Origin of the sequence: Oceanobacillus sp. FSL W7-1293 (assembly GCF_037969815.1) — a bacterium.
Lineage (GTDB): Bacteria > Bacillota > Bacilli > Bacillales > Amphibacillaceae > Oceanobacillus > Oceanobacillus oncorhynchi.
This window is the reverse complement of the sequence record NZ_CP150212.1, coordinates 4,633,873-4,658,240: the sequence shown is the minus strand read 5'-3', so window position 1 is coordinate 4,658,240 and position 24,368 is coordinate 4,633,873. Positions and strand designations below refer to the sequence as shown.

22 protein-coding genes, 1 riboswitch and 1 other annotated feature are annotated in these 24,368 nt (G+C 39.6%); of the genes, 14 read left to right on the top strand and 8 right to left on the bottom strand.

The window, feature by feature from the left end; genetic code table 11:
* Nucleotides 1-25 precede the first annotated feature (25 nt).
* The 4 genes from MKY65_RS22305 to MKY65_RS22290 form a co-directional block, all read right to left on the bottom strand.
* The gene (locus MKY65_RS22305) at nt 26-802 is read right to left on the bottom strand and encodes a sulfite exporter TauE/SafE family protein (RefSeq protein WP_339180916.1); all 777 of its coding nucleotides are present in this window, start codon (nt 800-802) and stop codon (nt 26-28) included.
* Between the two features lie 125 nt (nt 803-927).
* Nucleotides 928-2,256: an amidohydrolase gene (locus MKY65_RS22300; RefSeq protein ID WP_339180913.1), complete on the bottom strand. Its 1,329-nt coding sequence runs from the start codon at nt 2,254-2,256 to the stop codon at nt 928-930.
* A 104-nt stretch (nt 2,257-2,360) separates the two neighbouring features.
* Nucleotides 2,361-2,810, bottom strand: coding sequence for a hypothetical protein (locus MKY65_RS22295; protein ID WP_332094047.1), 450 nt, complete (start codon nt 2,808-2,810; stop codon nt 2,361-2,363).
* On the bottom strand, nt 2,807-3,670 hold the full coding sequence (locus tag MKY65_RS22290) for a DUF3100 domain-containing protein (RefSeq protein WP_339180909.1): 864 nt from the start codon (nt 3,668-3,670) through the stop codon (nt 2,807-2,809). The genes MKY65_RS22295 and MKY65_RS22290 overlap by 4 nt, the downstream gene beginning before the upstream one ends.
* 255 nt (nt 3,671-3,925) lie before the next feature.
* Nucleotides 3,926-4,027: riboswitch (purine riboswitch) on the bottom strand.
* Nucleotides 4,028-4,243: 216 nt separating this feature from the next.
* Here MKY65_RS22290 and MKY65_RS22285 point away from each other — a divergent pair.
* The 4 genes from MKY65_RS22285 (at nt 4,244) to MKY65_RS22270 (ending at nt 8,252) form a co-directional block, all read left to right on the top strand.
* A complete protein-coding gene (locus MKY65_RS22285) occupies nt 4,244-4,924 on the top strand; it encodes a sigma factor-like helix-turn-helix DNA-binding protein (protein ID WP_339180907.1) in 681 nt (226 codons plus the stop codon).
* A 36-nt stretch (nt 4,925-4,960) separates the two neighbouring features.
* Entirely contained in the window at nt 4,961-5,533 is a 573-nt protein-coding gene (gene clpP, locus MKY65_RS22280) for an ATP-dependent Clp endopeptidase proteolytic subunit ClpP (protein ID WP_339180905.1), read from the top strand.
* A 346-nt stretch (nt 5,534-5,879) separates the two neighbouring features.
* Nucleotides 5,880-6,776 carry a macrolide 2'-phosphotransferase gene (locus MKY65_RS22275; protein WP_339180904.1) on the top strand — a complete coding sequence of 299 codons (897 nt, stop codon included), beginning with the start codon at nt 5,880-5,882 and terminating at the stop codon, nt 6,774-6,776.
* A 633-nt stretch (nt 6,777-7,409) separates the two neighbouring features.
* Nucleotides 7,410-8,252 carry an aldo/keto reductase gene (locus MKY65_RS22270; RefSeq protein WP_339180903.1) on the top strand — a complete coding sequence of 281 codons (843 nt, stop codon included), beginning with the start codon at nt 7,410-7,412 and terminating at the stop codon, nt 8,250-8,252.
* Nucleotides 8,253-8,343: 91 nt separating this feature from the next.
* Here the strand turns inward: MKY65_RS22270 and MKY65_RS22265 are convergent, their stop codons facing one another.
* Together MKY65_RS22265 and MKY65_RS22260 are read right to left on the bottom strand one after the other, a co-directional pair.
* Entirely contained in the window at nt 8,344-9,771 is a 1,428-nt protein-coding gene (locus tag MKY65_RS22265; protein ID WP_339180902.1) for an amidohydrolase, read from the bottom strand.
* A gap of 37 nt (nt 9,772-9,808) precedes the next feature.
* A complete protein-coding gene (locus tag MKY65_RS22260) occupies nt 9,809-11,359 on the bottom strand; it encodes a Na+/H+ antiporter NhaC family protein (protein ID WP_339180900.1) in 1,551 nt (516 codons plus the stop codon).
* Between the two features lie 698 nt (nt 11,360-12,057).
* Here MKY65_RS22260 and MKY65_RS22255 point away from each other — a divergent pair.
* Nucleotides 12,058-12,390, top strand: coding sequence for a general stress protein (locus MKY65_RS22255; RefSeq protein WP_339180897.1), 333 nt, complete (start codon nt 12,058-12,060; stop codon nt 12,388-12,390).
* A gap of 120 nt (nt 12,391-12,510) precedes the next feature.
* Here the strand turns inward: MKY65_RS22255 and MKY65_RS22250 are convergent, their stop codons facing one another.
* Nucleotides 12,511-12,942, bottom strand: coding sequence for a pyridoxamine 5'-phosphate oxidase family protein (locus MKY65_RS22250; RefSeq protein WP_339180894.1), 432 nt, complete (start codon nt 12,940-12,942; stop codon nt 12,511-12,513).
* 526 nt (nt 12,943-13,468) lie between these two features.
* Between MKY65_RS22250 and MKY65_RS22245 the strand changes: the two genes are divergently transcribed.
* From MKY65_RS22245 to MKY65_RS22205, 9 genes are all read left to right on the top strand, one after another.
* Complete coding sequence (locus MKY65_RS22245; RefSeq protein ID WP_339180891.1) at nt 13,469-14,704, top strand: ROK family transcriptional regulator; 1,236 nt, start codon at nt 13,469-13,471, stop codon at nt 14,702-14,704.
* Nucleotides 14,705-14,714: 10 nt separating this feature from the next.
* Nucleotides 14,715-15,539, top strand: coding sequence for a sugar phosphate isomerase/epimerase family protein (locus MKY65_RS22240; RefSeq protein ID WP_339180888.1), 825 nt, complete (start codon nt 14,715-14,717; stop codon nt 15,537-15,539).
* A 9-nt stretch (nt 15,540-15,548) separates the two neighbouring features.
* A complete protein-coding gene (locus MKY65_RS22235) occupies nt 15,549-16,532 on the top strand; it encodes a Gfo/Idh/MocA family oxidoreductase (protein ID WP_339180887.1) in 984 nt (327 codons plus the stop codon).
* Between the two features lie 251 nt (nt 16,533-16,783).
* Entirely contained in the window at nt 16,784-18,046 is a 1,263-nt protein-coding gene (locus tag MKY65_RS22230; protein WP_339180886.1) for a sugar ABC transporter substrate-binding protein, read from the top strand.
* Nucleotides 18,047-18,078: 32 nt separating this feature from the next.
* Nucleotides 18,079-18,999, top strand: coding sequence for a sugar ABC transporter permease (locus MKY65_RS22225; protein ID WP_289584501.1), 921 nt, complete (start codon nt 18,079-18,081; stop codon nt 18,997-18,999).
* A gap of 14 nt (nt 19,000-19,013) precedes the next feature.
* Nucleotides 19,014-19,826, top strand: coding sequence for a carbohydrate ABC transporter permease (locus MKY65_RS22220; protein ID WP_212929197.1), 813 nt, complete (start codon nt 19,014-19,016; stop codon nt 19,824-19,826).
* Between the two features lie 23 nt (nt 19,827-19,849).
* Complete coding sequence (locus MKY65_RS22215) at nt 19,850-20,863, top strand: Gfo/Idh/MocA family oxidoreductase (RefSeq protein WP_339180880.1); 1,014 nt, start codon at nt 19,850-19,852, stop codon at nt 20,861-20,863.
* Nucleotides 20,860-21,837, top strand: a complete 978-nt coding sequence (locus tag MKY65_RS22210) for a Gfo/Idh/MocA family oxidoreductase (protein WP_339180877.1) — start codon at nt 20,860-20,862, stop codon at nt 21,835-21,837. Before MKY65_RS22215 ends, MKY65_RS22210 begins: the two co-directional genes overlap by 4 nt.
* 242 nt (nt 21,838-22,079) lie before the next feature.
* On the top strand, nt 22,080-22,844 hold the full coding sequence (locus MKY65_RS22205) for a 2OG-Fe dioxygenase family protein (protein WP_339180874.1): 765 nt from the start codon (nt 22,080-22,082) through the stop codon (nt 22,842-22,844).
* A 57-nt stretch (nt 22,845-22,901) separates the two neighbouring features.
* Here MKY65_RS22205 and MKY65_RS22200 read toward each other — a convergent pair whose 3' ends face one another.
* Nucleotides 22,902-23,864 carry an L-lactate dehydrogenase gene (locus tag MKY65_RS22200; RefSeq protein WP_339180872.1) on the bottom strand — a complete coding sequence of 321 codons (963 nt, stop codon included), beginning with the start codon at nt 23,862-23,864 and terminating at the stop codon, nt 22,902-22,904.
* A 215-nt stretch (nt 23,865-24,079) separates the two neighbouring features.
* Nucleotides 24,080-24,336, top strand: a binding site (T-box leader).
* The last annotated feature ends 32 nt before the right edge of the window (nt 24,337-24,368 follow it).

The following is a 24,368-nucleotide window of genomic DNA, read 5'->3' as shown; positions in this document are numbered from 1 at the left end:
GCGAACCTCCGCGAGGTACGCTTTTTCAGCCTCCAAATGCTAAACTGCCAAGCATATAAACAGAAGAAATAATGGTAATCACAGCAATAAAGATTTTTAACTGGTCCACAGGAACCTTGTTGGTAAGGCGGGACCCGGCTAAGATACCAATCGTTGTTCCAATCAGACTAAAGATAATAAATAAATGCATATTGTCGATGCTTGCATACGTAAAATAGCCAAATATAGACGGAAGAGCGATGATAACAGAGTTTAACAACCCCACGCCGACTGCTGTCCGGATATTTACACCAAGGCTAGCAAGCAATGGTACAACTAAAATGGGACCGCCTGCACCTGTTAAAGCGCAAATGGCTGCGGTCAGAATCCCAAGCAGTATAACCCATACCGGCTGCCGTAAAATAAGTGATTTGCTGTCGTCTGCTTCGTTGTCAGAGGCAGCTTTGTTTTTCTTAAGGATAATGGAAAGGCCGGCGCATAAGACAAACAAGTAAAGCAGCAGCTTCGCCAGCGTTTCGGAAATAAGTACATTGATTTGTACACCGAGGAAGGCCCCGGGGAGGCTGCCGATGCTCAAATAAAGTGCTAATTTGAAATCCATATATTTCAGCTTCCAATAGGAATAGGCCCCGATAACGCCTGCGATGAGAAATGCCAGAAAGCTGAGCGCCAGGGAGTCATATACGGGAAGACCTAACAAACCGACATAAATAATTGGCAGCAGGAAACCGGAAACGCCGGAGAGGCCTACTAATACGCCGATAATTAAATTTGCTATAAATACAATAAAAAACGTTAACATGGAAGTGACCTCAACTCTCTAATAACTTTATCTTCTTGAATGTGGGAGGGAGCTCCTCATACAAACAAGGAGAAGAGCGCTTCAACATGACGCTGTTAAACCGCTCGTATGCTTTGGTACAATATCTAAATTTTAGCACGAACGATGAGATCGTCCATAGCTTTTTTACTTTCATATTTAATTCTTTCTTCGTCCAGTGAAAGCACTTCTCTATTTTTCATTAAAATACGCCCATTTACAATCACATCTGCAACGTCATTGCTGTTCGCAGATTCAATTAATGTATTTGTCAGCTGGTGGGTCGGTTCGATATGCGGCTGATCGGTATTGATTAAAATCATATCTGCCTTCTTGCCAACTTCGATGCTTCCAAACTGTTCCTCCTGCAGCATGGCTTTTGCGCCGCCAAGTGTCGCCATCTCCAGAATATTTTTAGATGGCATCACAACGGGATCAAAAATCGGAACGCCCCAAAAGGCGCGCATGAGGGATTTGAAAACCTTCATTTGATCGAATAAGCTCAATCCGGAGTGAGCAGAGCCGTCTGTTCCTAAGCCAATGCTTACACCCTTTTGCATAAGACTTGGAGACTTGGTAAATCCTTTTCCTGCATTACTGATAGGGCTGTGAGCTACCTTGCTATCGTATTTCTGAATAAGTTCCATCTCATTCTCGGATAAGAGGATACTGTGCGCGCCTAAGAAATTTTCGTCCAGCACGCCTAGTGATTCTAAATATTCATATGGACGCATTTGAAAGTTTTCTAAGCAGTAGCTGATTTCATTTGGATATTCATTCATATGTGTCTGCATGCCCGTTCCGGCTGCATTTGCTGTTTCATAGACCTTCTGAATTAATTCAGGTGTACAGGTAATAAGCGATCGTAAAGAGTACCACACGTGGATTCGTCCATCTGCTTTTCCATGATAAGCATCAAACAGGTCCGTATTTCTTTGAATATTATGTTCCATCGTTGTTTTCATCGATTCAGGAATGGCGGCGCCTGTATCCATTGTAGAGCAGGTAAGCACACCGCGTAATCCGGAGGCTTCCACAGCTTCTGCCACCTTGTGCATATAGCTTCCGCCTGCATCAACAAAGCCTGTCGTACCAGCCTTCAGCATTTCTAAGCAGCTCAGTTCTGCGCTGATTGCTACATCTTCTTCCCGGAGGTTACTTTCAAATGGAACCATGATACGTGTCCAAATCATTGGATATTCATCTGAAATTCTGCCCCGCAGAAGCTGTTGATTTGTATGCGTATGTGCATCAATCAAACCTGGCATGACAAGTTTACCTTTTCCGTCTATGGTTTCTTTCGCATCATAGGTTTGTGTAAGTTCTTTTTCGATAGCAATAATCTTTTGATCCTTGATAACGATATGTTGCTCGTGAATTACTTCAAAATCTGGGGTTAACATAGAACAGTTTTTAATCAGTATATCTGCATGCATTGTTATTTCTCCTTTAGGACACGTTGAAAAAGACTGTGTGAACAGCCTTCTCAACATGGTTAGGTTAGTATAAGTGTAAATAGATTTTTAAGTTTTCTTTTAGCTTAAAAAGCGTTTGTAACTGTTAAAAATACTTGAGCAAAGACTGCTTGAAGCAGGAAAGTTCCAGTAAATACAAATACGGCGATAATGACCATTTTCCAGCTTTGACTCATAAATGCTTTAAAATCAAGTCCAATTCCAGCCAGTGTACCCACAACAGTGATGGGTGCTGTAAAAGAAATTAAAGAGGTATAGTAAATAATCGGGTCCGAAATCGGTGAAATCGGGCTGGCTAACAGTAAACCAGTTAAAGCAACATACACCACGGCAGGTATTTTTAAAGGAATGAGCTTGGCGATGAATATACCGATAAATGCAATGCTGGATAAAATCAATACACCAGGAATGGACTCTAAAATGGAAATATCATTTTGAAAAAAGTTCGCAATAATCGTTGTCAGGACGGATGTGAATAAAAGGGAAATCGTCCAGTCTTTCATGCTCATATTCATTGTGAAATCCTGCTTTCTACAGATGTTTTAGGGCTGTGATTTTTATTTCGACGTCCAATTTTAGGCTCTAACCAGCCATACATTTTGTTGACAAGCGGCAATGAAATAAACAGTGTAAAGTAAATTCCGGTAATTGCTGATAGCATATCGCTCATGCCGGCCAGCATGATGATTTGATCCGCATAGGCCGGATAAATGGTCGCCAGCGTACTGGAGGCGGCGGCCATCATCACACCGCTGCCGACACCGCTCGCCATTGCCAGGGCTAACGGGTGGAAGAAATCAAAGGATGCAACAATGCTTGCTAATAAACCGAGATAGGTTGTACCAATCAAAAATCCAATAATATAGATAGAAAGAGAGCCGCGGGCTTCGGGAGAGTTTGCACCATACTTACTGCAAATCAGCCCATAATCCTTATCGCGGTTGGTAGAGCTGGTTGCGCCGATGGATTCTCTTTTAAGACCAAGGAGCAGCGCAATCGGAAGAGCAAATAACATCGTTCCAATGGTTCCGAATTCCTGAAAAACGAGTGCCGGGCCAACGTTAACAAGCTCAGGAAGGTTAGAACCTGCCATAACGCCGATTTTTGCCATGAATGGGGAGATGGCAACAAGAACGAGCTGCGATGCTTTTTTTGCTTCTTTCTTTTTAAGGAATTTGAGTACATCTTTTCCGAATAGAATACTGATAATAATGGCGAATAACATGGGATAAAGCACAATTAATGCTGAACCGACATTAAATTGGATTGTCCCGATAAGTTCGGCAATAAGGACAATACCAAATGCAATCGCATAGAGCCGGTAATTTTCCTTGAGATGTCCTATGATTGTTGTTTTTTGAGGTGCTTTTTCCATAGTGTGTTTTCCTCCTTAGATGTACTGCCAAATCAGCGCCGGTGCAAATAAAAAAACGCTAGTAAGTTTCTTCTACTAGCGTTCCGGCTTGGCATATGAAAAACACAAAAAAGACCAACGTAAACAGGTTAGGACACGCACTTCGGCAGTTTTCTCGAGAAGCTACGTTACATATGCTGAAAAAAGAATGAAAAACATATATTATTTTATCAGCAACAGCTACCTATTAGATGAAAAAGATAATTCTTATCCGACTGATCATTTGTGATTTTCCATAGTCAAACCATTTACGGTAGTTTGGTAGAAACTTTTGGACCATATTTCCAACTTTATATGGTTAATCAAAATACGAATGTTAAATTGTTTTCTTTGTTTAATGTTCGTGTATTAGTAACTTACCTCAATATGATAAGAATGTCAAAGGTTTTTTTATGGGAAATAGAATGAAGTTTTACATTTCATCACAAAAATATAAAATAAGATTAGTTAGAGAAGAAAAAAATTTAAATCCCCATATCTTTTTACAGTATGAAATCGTTTATATTATTGAGAAGCGTAAAAGGAGTGAGTGGCATGTGCGCTAGGCCTAGCACAAATCAAAATGAAGAAGAAATAATCTTTCACACGATGTATCGCCAGCTTTCCCATTACTGCTTTTTCCTGTCTCAAAACAAATGGGACGGTGAAGAATTAGTGCAGGAAAGCTTGAAGAAAGCACTGATAAGCTATGGAGACCCGGGTTCCTGGAATGTTACGTTGCTGAAGAAAATAGCTTATCATGCCTGGATTGATACAAAGCGAAGGAAGACAGCTGAAATAGAGCATATCGTGAAAGAGAAACCAGAACAAGAAAGTCATTATGAGGAAATTGAGGCGTTGGTGACAAAACTGCTTTCTTTCATGACAGTGAAACAATGTATGGTGTTTTTGTTGAAGGATGTATTTCAGTATCAAATCAATGAAATTGCTGAGAATTGCGGTATGTCTGATACAGCAGTGAAGGCGATGTTGAACAGAGCTAGAAAACAGATACAGAACATGAAAGAGGAAGAAGCGTTGGTTTCAGCCGATGAAGTTCCTTATGAGAATACCGCGGAAAGCTTTGTTCAAGTGGTTGTTTACGTTATTAAAGCAAATGACCCGGCTAAATTAATGGAGCTGATTCCAGAAATCTTTATGTCAGGTTATCCGGCACATAAATTGCATCATCAAACATATCGCCCTTCTTCTTACGCTCTCTCGATGGCAGCATAAACTGCCATAATCCACGCGTTTACAGGGAGGATGTATATGAATACAGTTCCATATGTTATTGAACAGTCAGGCCGAAGCGAGCGGTCTTATGATATTTTTTCCAGGTTGTTAAAGGACCGGATTATTATGATCAGTGATGAAGTGAATGACCAGATGGCAAACAGTATTGTTGCACAGCTGTTATTTTTAGCTGCAGAGGATGCGGAAAAGGATATTTCTGTGTATATCAACAGTCCTGGAGGTTCTACTTCTGCAGGTTTTGCCATTTTTGATACGATGCAGTTTATAAAACCGGATGTGCGTACGATCTGCACAGGTTTAGCTGCTTCGATGGGGGCATTGCTATTGCTGTCTGGAACGAAAGGGAAACGTTTTGCACTTCCAAACAGTGAAATCATGCTTCATCAGCCGCTTGGAGGAGCACGCGGGCAAGCAACCGAAATTGATATTTCAGCGAAGCGGATTATCAAGCTCCGGGAAAAATTGAATCATATTATTGCGGAGCATTCCGGCCAGCCTGTGGAGAAGGTGGAGGCGGATACAGAAAGAGATTATTTCTTAAGTGCAGAAGAAGCAAAAGAATACGGTTTGATTGATAAAATTATTTAATTGGGAAGCGGGCTGTCCATGGAAGTTATGGCAGCTCGCTTTTGCCGTGTAGGCATAAAACATGTTGTTGCGAATCAACCATCGTTATGCTAGGATAAATGTAATTAATAGGGAGGAGGGATTCTTTTGATCGATAACCAATCTTTGCATCGCTAATGCAGACGCTTCAGACTCGAGACACGATATGTGCCCAGATGAAGGATTGGTCTATCTTTTTTTAGAATCCCTATACGGTGAAAAGTAAGCGTAGGGGTGGAATCTGTCTGCCCCTGCTTTTTTTAGACTTAAGAGTATCCTTCACTGATTAGCATGTATAAAGCAGAATAAAAAGAAGGATGTGACAGATTTGGATAAACAAACGGTATCAGAATTAGCTAATAAATATGGATTAGATTTGAAAGAGGATTCTATCCGCTTTAATGAATCCGGATTGGATTTTCTCGCTGCTTTTGCGGAGGATTCGGATGGAGCAGAATGGGTCTTAAGAATACCGAGACGCGACGATGTGATGGGAAGAACAGTCGATGAAGGGAAAGTGTTAGCGTTCGTTCATCAGCATGTATCCTTTCAGGTTCCAGTCTGGTCCATTTATGAAGAGGATGTAATCGCCTATAAAAAGCTGAGCGGGGTTCCAGCAGGCACGATTGATCCAGAAATTCAAAACTATGTCTGGGAAATGGATATTGAAAACATACCTGAAGCCTTTCATCAGAGCCAGGGAGCGGTTTTAGCATCTTTACACACAGTTCCTGTAAAAGACGCAGAAAAAGCTGGAATTCCTGTCCAAACGGCAGAGGAAGCAAAGGCCTCTATGAAAGAACGAATGGAAAAGGTAAAGAAACATTTTGGCGTGGCTGATGCCCTTTGGAACCGCTGGCAGGACTGGTTGAATAATGATGAATTATGGCCAAAACAAACAGGGTTGATGCATGGTGATATGCATGCCGGGCATATGATGATCGATAACGATTCACGGGTTATTGGTTTAATTGACTGGACAGAAGCGAAAGTAACGGATGTTTCCAATGATTTTGTGTTCCAATATAAAGCATTTGGAGAAGAAGCGCTGGATAAGCTCCTTCATTATTATAAAGAAGCTGGAGGTATTTACTGGCCAAGAATGAAGGAGCATATCATAGAGCTGGATGCTGCGTATGCTGTAGCGATTGCGGAGTTTGCGATTGTTTCTGGTGTGGAGGAATATGAGCAGATGGCGAAGGAAGCGTTGGGTGTTGGAAGATAAATATAAGGATAATCACGTCTAACTTTGAGCGATAGATTCATTTTAACCCGAAGAACTGAATTTATTTCGCTTCCATAGTAATAAGGTTATTCAGGTGGAAATGACTTGTTTTTAAATATGTAAATAGGGTATACTATCAGTAGAAAGACATATAATTAAAAGACCGTTCCATGCTGGTACATGAAACAGTCACAATAGACTGAACCCCATCAAGAGGGGCTAGGTAGCGGGAAAAATAATCCCTCACTTTCCTACGACAAGGCATGAGGGATTATTTTTTATGGTCTTTATCAGACATGATGAACGCTATTAACATCCCAAAAGATATCATTAGCGTTAACACGCTTTCTAAATCCATAGGCAAACACCTCCCTCCCTAGGAAGTCTCCTAATAAAGACTACCGACAGGATGACAAGTGCTACCATAACCCTCATGTGAAGCCAGCTTATTGATGCAACTATTATAACACAAATTAATTATCTAACAGATAGAATGGTTACATTTTTAATAAGAAATAGTATAAAAAACTGTAAGTCTGATAACTCTCGGCGGAAGCAAGATGCTTCGTCGTTTATTTGCATTTTCATAAGGGAATATTAAAAATAAACGAAAGCGAAAAGAGGTGGTGCTGAATGGTTCAATTAGGAAAAAAAGAATTGTTTCCAATTGGAATGGGAACCTGGCATATGGGAGATTATCCAGAAAAAAGAAAGCAAGAAATAGAAGCGCTGAGATATGGACTGGAACAAGGCATTGAAGTAATCGATACGGCGGAAATGTACGGAGAAGGGAATTCAGAAAACCTTATTGGTGAGGCGATCCAAGATGTAAAGAGGGAGGATATTTACCTGATTTCCAAGTTCTATCCGTTTCATGCACAGGAGCCGGATCTGGAGCGCTCCCTGGAGAATTCATTAAAACGGCTAGGTACAGATTATCTGGATTTATATTTATTGCATTGGAAAAGCAGTACACCGCTGGAAGAAACAATTGAATCACTTGAAAAGTATGTGAAGGACGGGCGCATTCGTGCCTGGGGTGTTTCTAATTTCGATACAAGGGACGTAGAAGGAATGTGGCAGGCTGCTGGCGGGGAAAATGGTACTGCGAATCAAGTATTATATAATATAGCGAGCAGAGGGATTGAATATGATTTACTGCCGATGCAGAGAGAAAAGGGGCTGCCAACCATTGCCTATTCCCCAACTGCGCAAGGGGATACGAGGGGCGATAAAATCACATCAAACAAAGTCCTGCAAAAGATAGCAAAGCATCATGATGCAACCGTATTTCAGGTGATGCTGGCATGGACGATCCGTCACGATGATGTACTGGCTATCCCGCAATCCAGTGATAAAAAGCATATTCAGGAAAATATAGATGCCGCATCGATAAAGCTTTCTGAAGAAGAACTGCAGCTGATTGAAAAAGAATTTCCTGCGCCGAAGCGGAAGATGCCGTTAGATATTATCTGAGGCGGACTGCCCATTCTTTAATGATGATATGAAAAGAAACCAATGAAAAACCCGGATAAGTTCGGATTTTTCATTGGTTTCTATTTTTTCACTATAATAATCCATCTCTGACCATTTGTAAGATATCGCTGTCCGCTTTAAGTATATCTTCTTCTGCGCGGGAGGCGATATTCTCTGCTGTTTGCTGCGCCTTCGAGATTTCCTCTTTTTCATTGATTGTTAAGATCTGTTTATTCTCCATAATCACTTTCCCATCAATGATGGCTGTATCTACTTCGTCTCCTCTTGCGGAATATACCAGGTTTGGAACGATATTACGAATGGGCTTGGTTAGAACAGGATAAAAAGCAGGAGCAGTTAAATCGACTAAGATGATATCTGCTTTTTTCCCACTGCGCAAACTTCCCACTTCATGATCGATGCCCATGACTTTAGCAGCTTCAATGGTAGCCATCCGAAGTGCTTGCGTGGCATGAAAGACCTGCGGATTTTTATATTTTACTTTGTTCAATATGGCTGCCAATTTCATTTCGTTGAACATATTATTGCTGTTGTTTCCTGGTGCTTGATCTGATCCTAAGCATGCTGTTCCTCCGGCATCTAGAAAATGCTGTACAGGCGGTACCATTCCATCAATGATACCAATGCTTCCGGCACAGTAAATCATACTAGCACCGCTTTTGGCTATAAATGCAGTCTCTTCATCAGTGGCCTCGGTAAGATGTACCGCAATTAATCGCTCATTTAAGAAATCATGCTCATCCAGAAATTCAATACTTCTTTTTCCATAACGTTTTTCCATCTGATTAATTTCCCGGTCACCCTGGGCTACATGCATGTGCAGCTTGGTGTCTAATTTCTCTGCATGATGTTTTACTTCCTTCAACAATTCTAAACTCATCATATCCGGACCATGCGGGCCAAGGATAACCGTAATGCGTCCGTCTTCTGTATCATGGTGTTTCTCGTATAATTCAAGGTTTCGATTTAATTTTGTTTCTCCAATAGACGATTCAAATGTATATAATTCTCCTACTGGAAGGTCGCCGATGTTATCCGGGATTTCATTGACCAGCTCAGCGACGCGAGCACGGGCGCCAATTTTTTTATAGTTGTTTACAATGAGATCCATTCTTCCGTCATAGTCACAAAATGTTGTTGTGCCTGCTTTTATCCCCTCAATAATATTCACCATGGAACCGATAGCGCTTTCCTCCGGACGGAGGTGTTTTTGGAATGGCCACAGGCCCTTCTGCATCCAGTTTGACATATCCTGTGCGACTCCTCTAAAGATAGCAATGCCTGTATGGATATGCGCGTCAATAAAGCCTGGCATAATTAACTTGTTTGCAGCATCAAAATATCTTTCAGCGGTATACTCCCGTAAAATTTCCTGTGTTTGACCGACAGCTTCGATTTTATTATGTTTTATGGCAACTGCTCCGTCCGCAATATAGCCGACTCCTTTTCCTTCCATTGTCATCAGGTGTCCATTGTGAATGATAATATCGACTTTCATGTGAGCAACTCCTTGTATCGTATAATTATTTTATGCCTTAGGAGGTCTTCTCTAAGGAAACTTTTAAATTCTCTTTTTTCGCTTTCCGATTTAAGAAATATAGAATGGATAATAATACTGCTGCCGTAATAACCATGCTTACAATGGCATTTTGTGTTAATCCTGCAGAAAGAAACCCGATCGCAGCTGAGATCGCGATAATAATTGCATAAGGTAACTGTGTTTTTACATGCTCAATATGGTCTGCCGCTGCTCCCGTTGAAGCCATGATGGTTGTATCTGATATGGGAGAACAATGATCTCCGAATAGTCCGCCGCTAATAACCGCACCAATAGCTATTGGCAGACTGATGTCTATCGCAGCAGCCATTGGCAGGGCAATTGGCATCATAATAGAGAATACTCCCCAAGAACTTCCGGTAGCGAAAGCAATGAAAGCCCCAACCAGAAAGATAATTGCCGGGACAATAAATGATGGCAGGTAGCTGCCGGTAATATGAGCAATATATTCTCCCAATCCCATCGTAGTGGCTATGGAACCAATCGACCATGCCATAATAAGAATTAACGTTACAATCATTAATTTTAAAAGGCCATTGGTGAAATCTTCAAATAAATTCACTAATGATTTGCCATAACGCAGTCTTGCGTAGATAATGCCGCCAGCAGAACCGCAAATAAATCCGCTAATGATACCAAGCACAATATCCGCATTTAAAAAGGCGCCTCTAAACCCATTTTCTCCAATATTGCCTGTCCAGAAAATAACTGAAAATATGGTTCCCAGCAACAGTATCATCGGAATCAAAAAGCTAAATATATCTGCATCGTTCCTTTTATTTCCCTTTTCTGTTTCTTCGTCTTCATCCACCATCAATTTATCATGATCTCCATACAATTTCCCGGTCGCTATGGCTTTTTTCTCTGCTTGATACATGGGCCCGATATCTAAATTTAAGTTAATGACGAACAGCACACCAATCATCGCAAAAACGCCATATAAATTATAAGGAATCATCTGTATGAACAACCCCCATGGATTATCACTCAAGCTTAGTGCAGCTAATTGGGTGGCGATTAATCCTGTAATAAATGGGCCGTAACTGCTGATGGGGGACATGGCAGCCAGCGGACTTCCCATGGAATCGAGTATGTATGCCAGCTTTACTCTCGAAATTTTTATTTTATCGGTAATGGGCCGGGTGACTGCTCCGAGTATTAGGACTGGTTCTGTATAAGAGAAGAGAAAAGAACTTCCCCAAACAAAATTTTGAGCCTTCCTTCTGGTATTGATTTTTTTCGTAGCAGCTTCAGCAAACGCCTGCGCAGCTCCGGTAGTGCGAAGGATATTAACAAATCCTCCTGTCGTTGTAACAAGCAGTAGCAGACTGGCATTCCACGGATCTGCGATAGAGGGAATCATGGTGTCTGTGATGGTATATGTAAAACCCACAAGCGGATTCCAACTATTGATTATGGTTGCGCCGAGCCAGACACCGATAAATAAAGATATAATCGTTTGTTTTGTGATGATGGCAATAATAATTGCGAGTATCGGAGGTAACAGCGATAAAAAACCATATTCCATATGTTCCATCTCCTTTTTGTGTATTAGCGCTTTCAATTGAGTGGTGAAACAAGCAACTGCCAGAGAGTTCAGCTAATATGACATGAAAAATGTTTGGTTGAAAAGCTTTATTTGTGCATTGGCTGTTTGTAGAGAACAGATGTGGTTTTCCATTTTCTATAATTGTTTATAACCTTTATCTATCAGCACAAAACCTTGCTTTTGAATCAGCTTTATCCATTATTTTTTCGATTCCGTGAATCAAGAGAGTTATTTGATATGGATAGGTATGGAAGGATAATATAATAACTTCAACCAGATTTTAATCAAAAGTAAGCATTTGTGCGCCTGCTGATAATCTTTCTTCGTTCTCCGTTCCCTGAAGCGTATATTTTATAATTATATAGGAGGCGCAATTGATTGTATAGCGTTTATTTTTTGAATATTTATTAATTATTTTAAGGCTATCATATTTTAATTGGAACAGTGAACGTGATGTGAAAGTCAATGGGAGAGACTGGGTATTCAGTTGAAGGGCCGGGGGATCATAACATAGTAAAAAGTATTTCCAGAGCATTGCGGCTGATTAAACAACCTTTGCCGAAGCGGAAATGTCACTAGAAAGTGAGTAGTCTTTAAATTTTTTTCAAAAAAAGTGATTAGTTTTATGTGATTCGGGAAGACATCTAATGTAGCATTTTATAGGAGGTAGTTAAGATATGACATTCGTAAAATCTTATACAAACGATGAAATGTTAGAAAAAGATGTGAACAAGCTAAAGGATAATAACATCAGCTCCAATAATATTTTCATCCTCTCTCATGATGATGATCGCACTGCACGTATTGTAAATAATACAGAAGCATCAGGTATTGATTACAATAAGCAGGATATCGGAGGAGATTTTGAAAAACCAGGTGACGAGTTAAGAGAAAAACTCCGTGAACTGGGAGTTGCTGATGCAGATGCCCATGAATATGAAGAAGATATGGATGAAGGAAAAGTCTTTTTAATTGTAAAAGATGAATCAGCAGAAAGTATTGTGGGTTAACTGTAAATCAAAATAAACGAAACAGTTAAGTATAAATCCGGACCAATCCTAATCTCTATGGAGAGAAGGAGGGTCCGGATTTTGGTGTGTTTAAAGGGAGATTTTTCTATGTGATAACTCTTAAATATCTTCCATGTTAATTATTTCAGGCGTATCAAAGTTATCACTATTCATGATTTTAATTTGTTCAGGGATGAGTTTGAGAACAGTTAAATCAGGGTCATTTTTAGAATCAAAGTACGCTTTATCCTGCGTTTCCCATAACCAGTCAATGGTTTCTTGATCATTAATAACCTCGACCTTGGCTTTGATTTCTAAGAAGCTTTTATTTTTTGTTTCTTCATATCCCAGCAAAATATGGGCTTGCGGGTTGCTTTCCACTTCTTCTACTTTTGGGGAATCCTCATCTGTTTTGGTGTATAATACCGCTTCATCATGGTAAAAAACCATATATCGGCTGTTTGGCACATGATTATGGGAAGTAGATAGAACGCCGACCTTTGAAATATCTAAAATCTTTTGAATTTCTTTTATTACTTTTGCTTTATTCATGTTGTCACCTCATATTGTTATTATCGACATCGATTTAATCATAAACGTATGTACATAGTTTCTCCGTTTTTCGCATTATTATTTCCTTTTTTCTTGAATTTGCACAAAACTATAAATTAATTTTGAAGGCGTTTAGAAAGGGAATGTAGATAGAAGAAAGGATAGTAATTGGTTAGGGTTAGTGAATAAAGTAGTTATTCTAATATGATTACTTTTGTATTTGTTGAGTGGAAGAAAGAAAGGCGAGGAAACACTAATTATCGCTACGGGGGCATATTGGTGGAAGTTTTAATCCCTTAAACTAATCAATTAAAAAATTCTAAAAATTAATTGACAACGCTTACAATTAAATGCTATAGTTTCTATACTTAATAATTCCATTGGAAAAAGTAACGTTTGTTCATATATTTAAAGTGAATTTATTCTTAAGGATTTATAAAACAATAGCATTTAGCTTAGATGAATTTTGGGGGAATTCAAATTTATAAAAGTGATTATTTCAATATAGATAGGAATGTGAATAACTATGAAGAGGACTGGAGACCTGAAGCTGATACAAGAATTAAACCGTTCTATCATCTTAGAAACAATTCGAAAATATGGCTCTATATCGAGAAGTGAAATTGCTAAAAAAAATGATCTTAGCCCTACGACTGTCACATCTGCTGTAACGGAACTAATCAATGAAGGCTATGTAGTAGAAGGTGGTACAGGCACGTCCAGTGGAGGGAGAAAGCCGATTCTTTTGAACTTTTCACCAGATAACCACTATTTAATCGGTGTATCTATTTCTTATTCTAAAATAACAATTGCGGATATGAATTTGGAAGCAAAGATAAATATGAAAAAGATATACCCTACTAACGGTTATACAGGCGCAGCTTTAATAAATTATCTGCTTCTATTATTGGAGGATTTCCACGCTGCACAGCAGGACGATAGACAATGTATTGGTATTTCGCTGATTATCCAAGGGATTGTTGATTCTAAAAAAGGTGTAGTCCATTATAATCCAGTTTTGTTATTAGAGGATGTTTACCTGCGGGATTCGGTTGAAGCACATTTTAATCTGCCAACTTGGCTTGATAATGATACAAATGCATACGTTTTAGCTGAGAAGAATTTTGGTCATTTTCAAGAGGTGGAGAATCTCATTTATATAACGATTGGCGAAGGTGTTGGTTCCGGCGTTATTGTAAACAACATGCTATCCCGCGGTGAAAGTGGAGGAGCTGGTGAATTTGGCCATACCAGTATTGATTATCAAGGTGAGCTTTGCAGTTGTGGAAATAAAGGATGCATCGAAAATTATATAAACTGGCCAGCTACATCGAAGAAAATAATGAAAGAGATTGAGGAAGGAAAAGAAACTATTTTAACAACTTATTTAACAAGTGACAAGCTGTTTATTACCCCGTCTGAATTTGTTGAGGCAGTGAACACTGGGGATAACTTGGCTGTTGAAATTAATGATGAAATTGCTGAATACCTATCAGCTGGAGTAGTTAATTTAGTTCACCTCTTTAATCCGGAAGTAATTATATTAGGTGGAGATGTCACCAACCAAAATCAAATATTGATAGACGCTGTACAGCAAAAAATCAAAGACAAAACGTTAAAAACACTTTATCAAGATGTGGATATTACCACATCATCATTAGGAAAAGAATTTGAAATGGTTGGCGCTGCTTCTGTTTTACTTCAAGATAAATTTCAATTTAAGCTCACGCATGACAAGCGTGGATTAAAAACAAATTTGTAGGAGGAATCGTATGTTAAAGGGTATTAATCAATGGTGTTATCCGGAAGGGACTAGTTTGGAGAAGGTACTGGAATATAGCAAAGAAGCTGGTTTTGAAACAGTTGAATTAAATGTGAATCCCTCAGGTGGAATTGGTTTAACGGTGGATTCGAATTCAGATGATGCCAAAAAAATTAAAAGTCTCATAGAAACATATGATTTGGAAATTAAAAGTATATCTACAGCATTATTATGGCAGTTTCCGTTATCTTCACCAGATGAGGCTGTCAGAGCACAGGGTAGAGCCATCGTTGAAAAGCAAATTGAATTAGCAGCTGCAATGGATGTGGATACAGTACTTGTTGTACCAGGCATTGTATCTGAGGAAGTTACTTATAATCAATGCTATCTACGCAGTCAAAAGGAGCTGCGGAAGGTGTTGCCGCTGGCAGAAAAGCACCAGGTACATATAGGGATTGAAAATGTGTGGAATAAATTTTTACTTTCTCCGCTAGAGATGTCCCGTTATGTGGATGAATTAGATTCTGAATATGCTGGCGTATATTTTGATATAGGAAATGTTCTTCAGTTTGGTTATCCAGAGCAGTGGATACGAATTTTAGGCAGCCGCATCCGTAAAGTTCATGTCAAAGATTTCAATACAAGCGTGGGAAATATTACAGGATTTGTTCCGTTATTAGCAGGAGATGTTAACTGGCAGGCAGTTAGCAAAGCATTAAAAGAATTAGGTTATAAGGGTCCGCTTACCGCAGAATTATCTCCATATAAGCTGGATACGAAAGCATTAGCAGTCGATACTGCCAAACATATTGAATTAATTATTGATGCAGGTTGATAGGAGGAGATGAAAATAAAGAAATTAAAAGCAGGGTTTATTGGAATAGGAGGAGTTGCAGCTACTCATTTAAAGATTTTGAAAAAGCATAAAAGTGTAGATATTATTTCAGTCTGCGATATTGCCGAAGTAAATGCAGTTAGGGCTGCTGAAGAAATAGGAGCAAGAGCTTATACGGATGCGGATGATATGTTAGAAAAAGAAACGCTGGATGTTGTTTTCCTTTGTGTTCCACCATTTGCCCACAAAGACTTGGAGCAAGAAATAGTGAGAAAAGGAATTCATTTAATGGTTGAGAAACCTGTCGGGCTAAATATGAAAGAGGTGTACGCGAAACAGGAGGTTATTCGGAAATCAGGTGTTATTTGTGCTACAGGTTATTGCTTACGATACTTGGATACTGTGCAGAAGGCCAAAGAATATTTAGCAGGTAAAGAAATAGCGATGGTACGCGGGTATTACCTATCTTCTTTTGTGGAAACGCCCTGGTACCGCACGATGTCAAAGTCAGGGGGACAATTGGTAGAGCAGGCTACGCATATTGTGGACCTTATTCGTTACTTAAACGGAGATTTTAAAAAGGTTTATGCCAATATGGCATTAAGAGTATCAGAGGATATTGAGAATATTGATATTCCAGACGTGAGCTCCGTCAATTTTACATTTGAAAATGGTGCTATTGGACATTTAGACTGTTCCTTCACCCAAAAGGATCATCGTATGGGCGTAGAATTATTAGGGAAGAATTTTCGCGTAATGATTGATGGAACAAAGCTTACTATCTTTGAAAATGATAATGTGGTTACCTACAGTTCAGAAGTCGATTTCTACGAAGAACAAGATAATGCGTTTATTGAAGCGATTTTGACTGGAAGGACAGAAAATATTCTATCAGATTATACGAATGGCTTGAAAACTTTAGAGGCAACTCTGGCGGCTAATGAATCTCAAAAAACAGACAATGTAATTCCAATCACTAAAACAGGAAGCTGAATAAGTAATCTTATTTTTATCGAAATGGTAATCAATAGAGGCCAGCAGCATGTTAAAAGATTTTGAAGGAATGATTTAAAAGGTTATAAACGTATTTTGAAAGCGCTTCACGAAAACATGTGAATTTGCTATGAAGGAGGGCATCCATTTTTTCTGTCGAAGGCTGTGATTTGAAAATGCTGTCAAGCAAGGAAGCTGTGGCTCATTATATTCCTGGCAAAACATTATTAAACCCTTTTGGAGGAGATAGAATGGGGAAAAAAGTATGCACCATATTTCTAATGATTACATTAGTCGGTATCTTAACAGGTTGTGGAAATGATACAGAAGGCGGCAGTAAAAAAACGCTGGAAGTAGCCTTGTGGGATGAAAATATAAGCGGTGCAGTGGATGCCTCTATTGAAGAATTTAATAAGGAGCATCCAGATGTTGAGGTGAACGTAACCTATACACCTTATGCCAACTATTTCACGAAATTACGAACCAGTATAGGGGGAGGGAGCGGACCAGATGTATTTTGGATGAATGGACCTAATTTTTCTGAATATGCCTCTTATGGGCTAATCAAAGATTTAGAGCCATTTATTGAAGAAGATAGTGATTTTTCCAAGGATGCCTATTTTGATTCTATGATAGATTTATATTCTCATGAAGATCACTTATACGCTGCACCTTATTTCTCGGATATTGTAGGTTTGTTTTACAATAAAAGACTATTTGATGAGGCTGGTCTGGAATATCCGGATGAAAATTGGACGTGGGAGGATATTGAAGAAAAGGGAGAGCTCTTGGCTGATCAGGAGGAGGGAGTTTATGGATATACAGCGTATGTTGTAAGTAATCAGGCTGGCTATTATAACTTAATTCCACAGGCTGGCGGCTACATGATTGATGAAGACAAGACCCATTCAGGTTTTAATTCACCAGAAGCGCAAGAAGCACTTACTTTTACACAGGATTTGATAGATAAGGGGATTTCACCATCTGTACAGACACAAATTGAAAACCATCCCCGCGATATGTTTATGTCAGGAATGATAGCAATGCATCCTGAAATCTCTGTGAACGCGGAGATGTTTTACAGTGAGCTTGGGGATGATTTAGGAGTAGCTCCATTACCAGCAGGGAAGGAAGAAGGATCTATTGCACACGGAATTGGCTGGGCTATGAACGGGGACACCGAGCAAGAAGAATTGGCTTGGGATTTAATCAAGCATTTGACTGGTGAAAAAGGAAATCAGTTTATTGCTGAATCAGGCTTTAGTATCCCTGCGCAGGAATCCATGAGTGATTTATGGGTAGATTCCATGCCTAAATTGGATTTACAAGTATTTATCGACGCACAGGAAGTTTCGTTTCCCTACCCTGTTTCCCAAAACACAATACAGTGGCAGGATATTGAGCAGGCAGAAATTCAAGGAGCATTTTTGGGCTATAAATCAATGAAGGAAGCTTTGGACAATGTTGCCAGAGAGATGGATATCATCTTGGAATCAGAACAGATAAATGAATAAAAATCTTTCTGTAAGAAGGGAGTTTCTAATGAATGAGTGATTCAAACGTGCTTACTAAACCGAAAAGAAGCAGGCGTAAGCGTAAGGAAGCGATGTGGGCTTATCTATTTATCGCTCCCGTTGTACTAGGGCTCTTCCTATTTTATTTGATGCCGGCTCTTGCTTCTTTTGGCTTGTCATTCACTAGCTGGAATGGGATTAACCCTCCCGAGTTTATTGGTTTGGACAACCTGATAAGGCTGGTTCAAACAGATTCTTTTATCAGAAGCATGGTTAACACACTCGTATTTACGCTGGTTTCCGTGCCGTTAGCGGTGATGCTGGCCACGGGGATTGCCATATTGCTGAATCAAAAAATTAAAGGAATGATCGTCTATAGAACACTTTATTTTCTGCCGGTGGTAACCATGCCGGTTGCTGTTGGAATGGTTTGGAAATGGTTATATAACACAGATTATGGTTTGCTTAATTATATATTAGGCTTACTCCATTTACCGCAGCCTGCATGGCTGTTCAATCCTAATATTGCGTTAATATCGGTTATTGTTGTGTATGTTTGGATGACAGTTGGAAACAACATTATTTTAATCCTGGCCGGTTTGCAGGGGATTTCAGAAACCTATTATGAAGCTGCGGAAATGGATGGTGCATCAAAATTAAAACAATTATTTACGATCACCATTCCTCTGTTAACACCGACTTTGTTTTTCGTATTTATCACTGGAATAATCAGCTCTTTACAAGTGTTTGATTTGATATTCATCATGATCGGCGACAGCCATGTCTTATTGGAGCCATTGCGTACACTTGTATATGGTGTTTATGAGTCAGGGTTTGAGTATTCGCAAATGGGCTATGCTTCTGCACAAGCATTCCTGCTGTTTTTAATGATATTAGTCATCACTATTTTCCAGTTTGCGTTTCAAAAGAAATGGGTGCATTATGACGGATAATAAGGAGGAAGCGTATGAATAAAAAGTGGTTGATTCATTTGGTGCTGATTATTGGTGCAGTGGTCATGGTTACGCCATTTCTTTGGATGGTGTTAACTTCTCTAAAATCATTTGGAGAAGCAATGCAAGTGCCGATTACCATTTTTCCTGAAGAGTGGCTAGTAGAGAATTACCTTGACGTTTTTGCAAGTATCGATATGATGAGATATTACTTTAATACGCTGATGGTCACTTTAGGAAGAACGTTGGGACAGTTAATTTTGTGCTCATTGGCTGCATTTGCCTTTGCAAGGATGGATTTTCCGGGAAAAAATGTCATATTTATTGTAGTCCTATCTGTTTTGATGGTGCCAATGCAAATTATTCTAATTCCAAACTACGGAATTTTAACGTCTCTGGGCTGGATTGACACCTTTTATGCTTTGATTGTTCCTGGTATGTTCAGCGCATTCGGCGTCTTCCTGTTAAGGCAATTTTTCTTAGGAATACCGAAAGAGCTGGATGAGGCGGCAACGATTGATGGGTGTTCCTTTTTTGGAATCTATTGGCGCATTATTTTGCCGAACGCGACACCAGGATTAATTGCATTAGGTATATTTACGGTCCTCGCTTCTTGGAATGATTTTCTTTGGCCCTTGGTTATGACGAATTCAGAAGAAACGAGAATGCTGTCAGTAGGTATTGCAGCATTTCAGGGGCAATATTCGACGGATTATCCATTGCTGATGGCGAGTGCTGTACTGTCCACCATTCCGATGCTGATTATGTTTGTTCTTTTACAGAAACATCTAGTTTCAGGAATTGCTTTACAAGGCGTTAGAAGATAATTAATAGAAAGAGGTGCACAAAAATGAATATTTTAGTTTTAGGCGCAGGGACAATGGGAAATGCCCACGCTGCTGCTTATACAGAAATGAAAGATGTAACATTATGTGGAATTGTTGATGTGAATTTTGAAAAGGCTGCTCAATTGGCTGACAAGTGTGGGACTAAAGCGTTTTCTTCTTATGAAGAAGCGAAGCAGCAGATTGTGGATATTGATGTCGTATCTGTTTGTTTGCCTACCCCTTTACACAAAGAGACAGTCTTGCAAGCGGCGAGAGATAAATTTCACGTTATTTGCGAGAAGCCTTTGGCCCGTCATCTGGCTGATGCCAGAGAGATGATCGATTTCTGTGAACAGCAGGGAGTTCGCTTATTCGTAGGCCATGTTGTACGCTTTTTCCCAGAATATGCCCAAGCAAAAGAAGTAGTAGATTCACAAAAAATAGGCCAGCCGGTAATTGCAAGAACAACGAGAGGAGGAGCATTTCCAAATGCCTCCAATGACTGGTATGCAAACTTTATTAAAAGCGGTGGTTTGATTTTAGACACAGTTATTCATGATTTTGATTTTTTAAGATGGTGCTTTGGAGAAGTAGAGCGTGTATATGCAAAAACAAGCAGAGGAAGAGCGGCTGGAAAATTAGAATATTCCTTAATCACACTTCGGTTTGAGAACGGGGTGATTGCTCATGTGGAAGGCACCTGGGCACATCAGAACTTCCATACGAAGTTAGAAATTGCAGGAAAGGAAGGGATTATTCAACATGATAGTACTTCAGTCAGCCCTGTTGTAGTAGAGAAAAGCGCATCAGTTGATGAGGTTGTAGGGGTAGCGGTTCCATCCAGCCCAACGCAGCATAGTCCATATTATCTTGAAATAGAGCATTTTATTTCTTGTATTAAAGAAGGAAAGGAAGCGAGAGTGACCGCAGAAGACGCCTATAAAGCGCTAGAGATTTCATTAGCTGCTTTACAATCGATTGAGTCGGGAGAGCCGGTTTATCTTAAACAATTTTCCAGTTTGGAGGGAGTAAAATGAAGGTAGGTATTATTAGTTTTGCTCATGGACATGCGTATAGCTATGCAAATGCTTTAAACAATTTACCGGAGATAGAGTTATATGGTATTGCTGATGAAGAGGAAGTGAGAGGGAAAGACGCAGCGGAACAGTTTAATACCAAATATTTTTCGGATTATCATGACTTATTAAAGGAACCGATTGATGCTGTAATTATTACATCAGAGAATCAAAAGCATTTTGAACACGTCAAAGCTGCAGCGAATCATGATAAACATGTACTATGCGAAAAACCTTTGTCTTCTAATGTGAAGGATGCGGAAGAAATGATTAAGATTTGCCGGGAAAAAGGCGTGATTTTACAAACTGCATTCCCGGTAAGGTTTAATAAGCCTGTGCAAAATGCGAAACAAACGATAGACACGGGTGATTTAGGTAATATTATTGCCGTTAAAGGTACAAATAGAGGAACTAATCCTGGAGGATGGTTTGTGCAGAAAGAGAAATCTGGCGGAGGGGCAGTTATCGACCATACTGTTCATGTAGTCGACCTTATTCGTTGGTTTACTAACGCAGAAGTAACAGAGGTATATGCTGAAATAGATGATAAACTATCCGATGGAGAGATAGATGATACAGGGCTGTTAACCATGGAATTTGATAACGGTATGTTTGCGACATTGGATTGCAGCTGGTCTCGTAATAAGGATTATCCAACTTGGGGAGACGTTACCTTAGAAATAATAGGGACGAAAGGAACGCTCTCTGTGGATGCTTTTGCCCAGAAGCTGGATGTATATAGTTCAGACGGCGTTAAATGGAATTTCTGGGGAGATGATATGGATGAGGGATTGATTGCTAATTTTATCCAATCTGTCAAAGAAAACAAAGATCCATTTATTACAGGAGAAGATGGATTAAGAGCTTTGGAAGTAGCTATGGCTGCCTACCACTCATCCGCTAGAAAAGCCGCAGTAATGCTAAGTGAATTATGATTTTAATGCTGACAAGACCTCACAAACTAGTTTCAATCTGTGGGGTTTTTCGCTTTTTGGTTTCATTTAACAAACGCTAAGTTTGAAAAGAGATTTCTGCAGTACCGATTCGGTAATTGCTAATATGGTTACATCATCTACATACCCTTTGCTCCATTTGTCTTTTCAACCCAAATCATCTAAAATAATAACTTGGATTCCATTTTTTAAGCAAACCGATGAAGATAAAAGGAGTAATATAGATGAGCAATTTAAAAAATAATGGCTATGCGCGGTATGATTTAATGCAGCAATTAGACTATGAAGGAATAGAAGCAGATTACCAAGCTTTATTGGATTATTTCGAGGATCTGCCTATCGATGAATATGCAAAAGACTTAAATCGTTATAGAAGATATTCACGCGCTTTGGTATTGCCAACTTCTGGTCAGATTGAATGGCTGCCGACGCTGACGAAGGATGGGGAGGAATACGCTGCGTACTTCCAGGGGAAATTTAATCCGGAATATCCGGGTTCTTATCGGGAATTCCCTTATATAGATAAAGAAATACAGAATAATAAGCTATTGCAAAAAATAATTCTGTTTGATTATCAGGAAACGTTCTGGAAGGAAGAAGACCGGATCATGCCGATTCATGCCGGTGTGCATTTTGTGAAGCTGTACGTAGAAAATGATTCGGATAAGGCTGTTTCTTCACCAAACTGTTTTCATCAGGATGGGGAGCCATTTACCTTTGCCCATTTAATTAAAAGAGAAAATGTCAAAGGCGGTACGAACGCCATTGGTATTCCTAAAGCGGCAGGAGAAACGTTTGATACAGTCAATCAGGATGATGTGATAGAGATTTTTGAGATTACGAAGCCTTTAGAATCCTACGGTGTGGAGGATTCGGCAGTATCGCATTATGTCAGTCCGATTGAAAAGGGAGATGCGGAAGAAGCTGGGGTACGTTCTGTTATCTTAATTGATTACCAGCAAACCGTTGTTGCTGATGTAGATGAATAGTAAATAAAAATGGAATGTGAGGCAGGTTTTGTGTCTCACATTCCATTTTTTAAAACGTTATATGCGCTTCATCGCAGGCTCATAGATAGATTTCAGCGTTTGAACACTATGAGCAAATTTTTCCTGTTCTTCTTCGTTCATTGGCACTTCAATAATTTCACGGATGCCAGAACGGTTAATGATAGATGGAACACCGATGCATACGTCTTCTGCACCATATTGACCTTGTAAATAACTGCTTGTTGTCAACACGATATTTTCGTTTCTTAGAATGGCTTCGGTAATTCGTGCTAAGCTCATGGCAATACCATAGAAGGTGGCGCCTTTTTTCTCAATAATGTGATAAGCTGCATCCCGAACCTCTTCAAAGATCTGGTCAAGGTCTTCTGCGTTATAATCGTCATGATTATCTAAATACGTTTGCAGGGGAACAGGACCAATGGTTACTCTGCTCCAAAGCGGAAGCTCTGTATCCCCGTGTTCACCGATGATATAGGCATGAACTGCTTTTGGAGAGATATCGAAATACTCTCCAAGCTTATAACGAAGACGGGAAGAGTCTAAGGTTGTTCCGCTTCCGACAACACGGTGAGCAGGGAAACCGCTGAATTCAATAACTGCTTGTGTTAAGACATCTACAGGATTGGTTGCAATGAGGAAAATACCATCGAAGCCGCTCTCCATCACATCATCCACAATTCCTTTAAATATCTTCATGTTTTTTTCAACGAGGTCTAAGCGTGTTTCACCCGGTTTTTGGTTTGCTCCCGCACAAATACAAACAATATCTGCATCTTTACAGTCTTGATATTCTCCCAGCCAAACATTGGTTGGAGATGGGGCGAACGCTTTCCCGTGGTTGAGATCCCACACATCTCCAAGCGCTTTATCTGCGAACAAATCAATAATAGCTAATTCTTCCGTAATCCCTTGATTTATGAGTGAAAACGCATAGCTGACACCGACAGACCCGGCTCCAATCAATACAACGCGATTTACTTTTCCATGATTTGCTGTCATGTATAAACACATCCTTTAAAGTAGTATACGAATCATTCTATACTTAAACAGTGAGCCATTACACAATTTAAGTCAATAGTTTTATAATATTTCGGAAATAGAATTATAAAACGAAACTTCGTTCAGTCGAAGTTTTTGTTCTTCTCCGTGATAAAATAACACTTGTCATTTTTATGGAACCATGTATAATATTTCTAAACTCGAGATACATCCTATCAAAAGCGTTGAAGAGAAGAGTAAATATACGGGAAGCATAACAGAGAACTCCGGAAGCTGAAAAGGAGGATGCGGAACTATATTGAACCAAGCCTCTTAGCTGCATATCGGATTGTTACATGATGATGTGCCGGTGCTCCCGTTATCGAGAAAAGCAATGTTCGATACGATTGCTTATGAAGGTTTTTGCAGCGATGCAGAAACAGAATGAGGTGGCACCACGATCTTCTGTGATATAAGAAGTCCCGTCCTCAAAGTTGAGATAACTTTGAGGACGCGGGCTTTTTT